Here is a 5,302-nt window from a genome sequence, read left to right as displayed (position 1 = left end):
GCTCACGCTCGTCGTGACCGCCGCCCATGCCGGCGCCGCGGTGGCGGCCGACGGCGTCGATCTCGTCGACGAAGACGATCGCCGGGGCGTTCGCCTTGGCCTGCTCGAAGAGGTCACGCACCCGGGAGGCACCGACACCGACGAACATCTCGACGAAGTCGGAGCCGGAGATCGAGTAGAACGGGACGCCCGCCTCGCCCGCGACGGCACGCGCGAGCAGAGTCTTGCCGGTGCCGGGCGGGCCGTACAGCAGCACACCCTTGGGGATCTTCGCGCCGACGGCCTGGAACTTCGCCGGCTCCTGGAGGAACTCCTTGATCTCGTGGAGCTCCTCGACGGCCTCGTCGGACCCCGCCACATCGCTGAATGTCGTCTTGGGGGTGTCCTTGGTGATCAGCTTGGCCTTGGACTTCCCGAAGTTCATGACTCGGGAGCCGCCGCCCTGCATCTGGTTCATCAGGAACAGGAAGACCACGACGATCAGGACGAACGGCAGCAGGGAGAGCAGCACCGAGATGAACGGGCTCTGCTTCGACGGCGAGACGGTGTAACCCTTCTCGATGTCGCCGGCTTCGAACTTGTCCTGAAGCGTGTTGGCCAGCTCGGCGCCCTGGGTGCCGATATAGCTCGCCTGGATCTTGTTGCTGCCCTTGACCTTCTGGCCGTCCTTCAGATCCGCCTTGATGATCTGCTCGTCGCCAGTGGTCAGCTTGACCTGATCGACCTGGTTCTGTTCGATCGCCTGGACGACCTGGCCGGTGTCCACTGTCTTGTAGCCGCCCGACGAGCCGACAACCTGCATCAACACGACCACGGCGAGGACGGCCAGCACGATCCACATGACCGGCCCACGGAAGTATCGCTTCACGTCCATCCATACGGAGCGGTATCGCCCCGTCCCTCCTGCCCGTAGGTAAATGCTGCTGTGAGAAAAGACTGTTCTTCGGACGGTACCCCAGCATGGGCACCGTGACCGCACGGTACGGCTGACAAAGCCGTCTTCGCATGCTTCAACGGCACGGGGGGTCTGTTAGTTCCCGTCGGCTTCCGGGACCGGTTCCCCTCGGCTTCCGACACGGGTTCCCGGCGGCTTCCGGAGCTGGTCCCGCGGCTGCCGGCACGCGTTCCCGGCGGCTTCCGGAGCTGGTCCCGCGGCTGCCGGCACGCGTTCCCGGCGGCTTCCGGAGCTGGTTCCCCTCGGCTGCCGGCACCCGGCCGGGACGGTGTCAGCCGCCGTAGACGTGGGGCGCGAGCGTGCCGACGAAAGGGAGGTTGCGGTACTTCTCCGCGTAGTCCAGCCCATAGCCGACAACGAACTCGTTCGGGATGTCGAACCCGATCCACTTCACGTCGATCGCGACCTTTGCGGCATCCGGCTTACGCAGCAGAGTGCACACCTCGATGGAGGCGGGCTCGCGCGATCCGAGGTTGGAGAGCAGCCAGGAGAGCGTGAGCCCGGAGTCGATGATGTCCTCGACGATCAGGACGTGGCGTCCCTTGATGTCGGTGTCCAGGTCCTTGAGGATCCGGACGACACCGGAGGACTGGGTGCCCGCGCCGTACGACGACACCGCCATCCAGTCCATGGTGACGGGGCTGGAGAGCGAGCGCGCCAGGTCCGCCATCACCATCACGGCGCCCTTGAGGACACCGACGAGGAGAAGCTCCTTGCCCGCGTACTCCGCGTCGATCTTCGCGGCCAGATCCGCCAGCTTCGCGTCGATCTCTTCCTTGGTGATGAGCACCGACTGAAGGTCGGTGCCCATGTCCTTCTCGTTCACGCGGTCGCTTTCTGCTTGCCGGGGCCCGGGGGCCGGGGGTCCGGGGGCATGCGCAGCCCCCCGGTGACCTCAGCCGCCCGTCTCGCGCCGCGGCTGCGTCAGCCTTGCCGAATGACAAGTCTGCCACTCTGCCGTCGGGCCTCGACGCGGCCGGGCAGATTGATGGCCCCCTGGCCGCGCCAGCCGGTGATCAGCCGGTCGACCTCCTCGACATGGCGGGCGAAGAGCGAGCCCGCGGGCGCTCCGGCGTCGATGACGGCCCGGCGCAGCACCCGGCGGCGGACGGCGGGCGGCAGCGCGTACAGCTTGGCGCACTCCAGCTGTCCGGTCTCGTCGCGTACGGAGGCGTCGGCGTCGGCGGCCCAGGTGTCGAGGGCGTCGGCGTCGTCGCGGGAGAGCTGTGCGGTGCGCGCCAGGGCCTCGACCACGCCTTTGCCGAGCGCCTTCTCCAGGGCGGGCAGGCCCTCGTGGCGCAGCCGGGAGCGGGTGTAGGCGGGGTCGGCGTTGTGCGGGTCGTCCCAGACCGGCAGCGACTGGACCATGCATGCCTTGCGGGCGGTCTGCCGGTCGAGGTGGAGGAAGGGGCGGCGGTAGCGGCCGTACGCCCCCGAGACGGCGGCCATCCCGGACAGCGAGCGGATGCCGGAGCCGCGGGCGAGCCCCAGCAGGACGGTTTCCGCTTGGTCGTCGCGGGTGTGGCCGAGGAGGACGGCGGCGGCGCCATGGCGCTCGGCGGCGGCGTCGAGGGCGGCGTAACGGGCGTCGCGGGCGGCGGCTTCGGGGCCGCCTTCCCGGCCGACGCGTACGGAGACGGCCTCGACGGGGTCGAGACCCAGCGCGGTGAGGCGGCTCACGACCTCGGCGGCGCGCAGGTCGGAGCCGTCCTGGAGGCCGTGGTCGACGGTGATGCCGCCGGCCCGGACGGAGAGCTTGCGGGCCTCGAAGGCCAGGGCGGAGGCGAGCGCCATGGAGTCGGCGCCCCCGGAGCAGGCCACGAGCACCAGGGGGGCGGGGCCGCCGGTGAGGCCGGGGCCGGCGGATGCCGAGGTCCCTGACGACGCAACCGCAGAGGCCGATGAGGAGAGGGAGGGGCGCGGCACGGAGGCCGTGGCGCGCGCGGGGGTGGCGCCGTGCGAGGAGGCGGCGGCGCAGGCCGGGGAGGCGGCGTGGCTCAGCCGTGCGACGCGTTCCGCGCGGGAGTCCGCCCGGAAGTCGGCGCGGGACTCCTTGCGGAGGTCGGCGCGGAGGTCGGTGGCCGCGCGGGAGTCGCGCGGGTCGGGGGTGGAGGCGTATTCGGTCAGTACGTCGTGGAGTACGCGGCGGACCGCCAGGCGTATCGCCGCGACCGCAGGATGGGGACCCATGTCCGGTGCCCTTCGTGGAGATGTTCGGGGGTGCCTCGGTCGGAGTCGAGCGGAGGTTCAGTCACTCAGAGTGCGTTGATGGTGACAGAACCGAGCCGTTCCCCGAGCATCGCACGCCTACCCACGGCCTACGGTCCCTCGGATGGGTGATGCTGCGCCCTCCGGGGGGCGTCTCCCGGCCCCCCGAGGGCGTACAGTTTCCGCTCGCTCATGAATCTGCTTTACGGTGCACCCGCGCAACCCAGTCGGCGGGTTTGGCGATCTCCGCTTTGGTGGGGAGCGTGTTCGGGGACGTCCAGACCCGGTTGAATCCATCCATACCGACGTCAGCTACGACAGCGCGGACAAAACGCTCGCCGTCGCGGTACTGCCGGAGCTTGGCGTCGAGCCCGAGGAGCTTGCGCAGCGCCTGGTCCAGCCGGCTCGCCCCCCGCGCCCTGCGCTGCTGGAACTTCTCCCGGATCTCGGCGACGGACGGCACGACATCGGGGCCGACGCCGTCCATCACATAGTCCGCGTGTCCCTCCAGGAGCGACATCACGGCGGTCAGCCTGCTGAGGATCTCGCGCTGCGCCGGGGTCTGCACCACTTCGACGAGGGAGCGTCCGCCGTCGTCCTCCTCGCCCTCAGGGCGGGCCCCGGCCAGCGACTGGGCGGCCTCCCTGAGGCGCTCCAGCACCGTCATCGGGTCGACCTCGGTCTCCCCCAGGAATGACTGGATCTCGCCTTCCAGATGGTCCCGCAGCCAGGGGACGCCGGTGAACTGGGTGCGGTGGGTCTCCTCGTGCAGACAGACCCAGAGCCGGAAGTCGTGCGGGTCCACGTCCAGTTCGCGCTCCACATGGACGATATTGGGCGCGACCAGCAGAAGGCGTCCGCCGCCGTTGACCCCCGCCGGCAGCTCACGCGTGGCGGGCGCGAAGGTCTCGTACTGCCCGAGGACCCGCGAGGCCAGGAACGACAGCAGCATCCCCAGCTCGACGCCGGTGACCTTGCCGCCGACCGCGCCGAGCACCGCACCCGTGGGGCCGCCCGAGCGGCGCTCCTGCATCTTCTCCAGCAGCGGCTTGAGCAGTTCGCGGAAGCCCGCGACATTCGCCCGCACCCAGCCGGCCCGGTCCACGACGAGGACCGGGGTGTCCTCCGGCTCATGGCTCTCGGGGATCATCCGGGTGAAGCCCCGGACGTGCTCCTCCGACGCCTTGGCGTGCCGTCGCAGCTCGGCGACGATCGCACGCGCCTCGTCCTTGCTCACCTCGGGCCCTGGCCGCACGAAGCGGGTCGCGGTCGCCACCGCGAGATTCCAGTCGACCATCTCGGCACCACCGATGCTCGTCATGCGTCAACCGTACGTGCTGTTCTCGAACAGCGGTGAGGTGTTGGATTCCGCCGGTTCAACCGGTCCACCCGGCGGACCCCGCGGCTGCGGCCCACGTCCCGTGGGTACGGTCCGCCCCGGTCCCGTGGGTACGGCCAAGGCTCCGTGGGTTCGTTCCGCCCCCGGTCCCATGGGTACGGCCAAGGCTCCGTGGGTTCGTTCCGCCCCCGGTCCCGTGGATACGGCCAAGGCCCCGCGGCGGTGGCCCGGGGCACGCGGCCCCGGGCGCGGTCAGCTCACCAGCGCCGCCGCCAGCCGGTCCAGGGCGGTCTGGGAGGCGTCCCGGGATGGGGTGTCGCCGGCCATGAAGGCGAAGGCGAGCAGCCGTCCGCCCGGGTCGACCACCGTGCCGGACAGCGAGCCGACCCCGGTCAGGGTGCCCGTCTTGGCGCGGATCAGCCCGGTGGCGGGCGAGGTCCCCGGGTAGCGGGACACCAGGGTCCCGTTGAAGCCCGCGACCGGCAGGCCGGTGAGGACCGGCCGCAGCTCGGGGCGGGCCGGGTCGGCGGCACGGGCCAGCAGGGCGGTGAGCAGCCGCGCGGAGACCCGGTCCGCGCGGTCGAGCCCGCTGCCGTCGGCGAACCGCGCCCCGCCCAGCGGGAGCCGCAGCCGGTCGAGCTGCCGCCGCACGGCCCGTCCGGCACCCGCGAAGCTCGCTTCCTCGCCGGACGCGACGGCCGTCTGCCGGGCGAGTGACTCGGCGATGTCGTTGTCGCTGTCGGTCAGCATCCGTTCGACCAGGGCGGACAGCGGCTCGGAGTGCACCTGGGCGAGCCACG

5 protein-coding genes are annotated in these 5,302 nt (G+C 71.1%); all 5 read right to left on the bottom strand.

Annotation, left to right across the window (positions count from 1 at the left end; all coding sequences use genetic code 11):
• The coding region (locus tag ACWF94_RS32600) for an ATP-dependent metallopeptidase FtsH/Yme1/Tma family protein (protein WP_453496782.1) at positions 1 to 874 on the bottom strand (874 nt) is incomplete at its 3' end.
• Between the two features lie 352 nt (positions 875 to 1,226).
• Positions 1,227 to 1,766 (bottom strand): hypoxanthine phosphoribosyltransferase, encoded by a 540-nt coding sequence (gene hpt / locus ACWF94_RS32595; RefSeq protein WP_453496785.1) that lies wholly within the window; start codon positions 1,764 to 1,766, stop codon positions 1,227 to 1,229.
• Positions 1,767 to 1,879: 113 nt separating this feature from the next.
• Positions 1,880 to 3,145 (bottom strand): tRNA lysidine(34) synthetase TilS, encoded by a 1,266-nt coding sequence (gene tilS, locus ACWF94_RS32590; protein ID WP_453496779.1) that lies wholly within the window; start codon positions 3,143 to 3,145, stop codon positions 1,880 to 1,882.
• Positions 3,146 to 3,353: 208 nt separating this feature from the next.
• Complete coding sequence (locus tag ACWF94_RS32585) at positions 3,354 to 4,484, bottom strand: zinc-dependent metalloprotease (protein WP_453496777.1); 1,131 nt, start codon at positions 4,482 to 4,484, stop codon at positions 3,354 to 3,356.
• A gap of 270 nt (positions 4,485 to 4,754) precedes the next feature.
• Positions 4,755 to 5,302 (bottom strand): D-alanyl-D-alanine carboxypeptidase/D-alanyl-D-alanine endopeptidase (gene dacB, locus ACWF94_RS32580; RefSeq protein WP_453496774.1); only part of this gene is annotated, 548 nt, incomplete at its 5' end.

The sequence above is a fragment of the Streptomyces sp. NPDC055078 genome (genome assembly GCF_053607985.1).
Note: the sequence above shows the minus strand (reverse complement) of the source record. Positions and strands in the feature narration are given on the sequence as shown.

Bases quoted from the DNA above. Each gene is read 5' to 3' on its own strand.
- ACWF94_RS32585 (WP_453496777.1), bottom strand. From the start codon at position 4,484: ATGACGAGCATCGGTGGTGCCGAGATGGTCGACTGGAATCTCGCGGTG.
- hpt (WP_453496785.1), bottom strand. From the start codon at position 1,766: ATGGGCACCGACCTTCAGTCGGTGCTCATCACCAAGGAAGAGATCGAC.
- tilS (WP_453496779.1), bottom strand. From the start codon at position 3,145: ATGGGTCCCCATCCTGCGGTCGCGGCGATACGCCTGGCGGTCCGCCGC.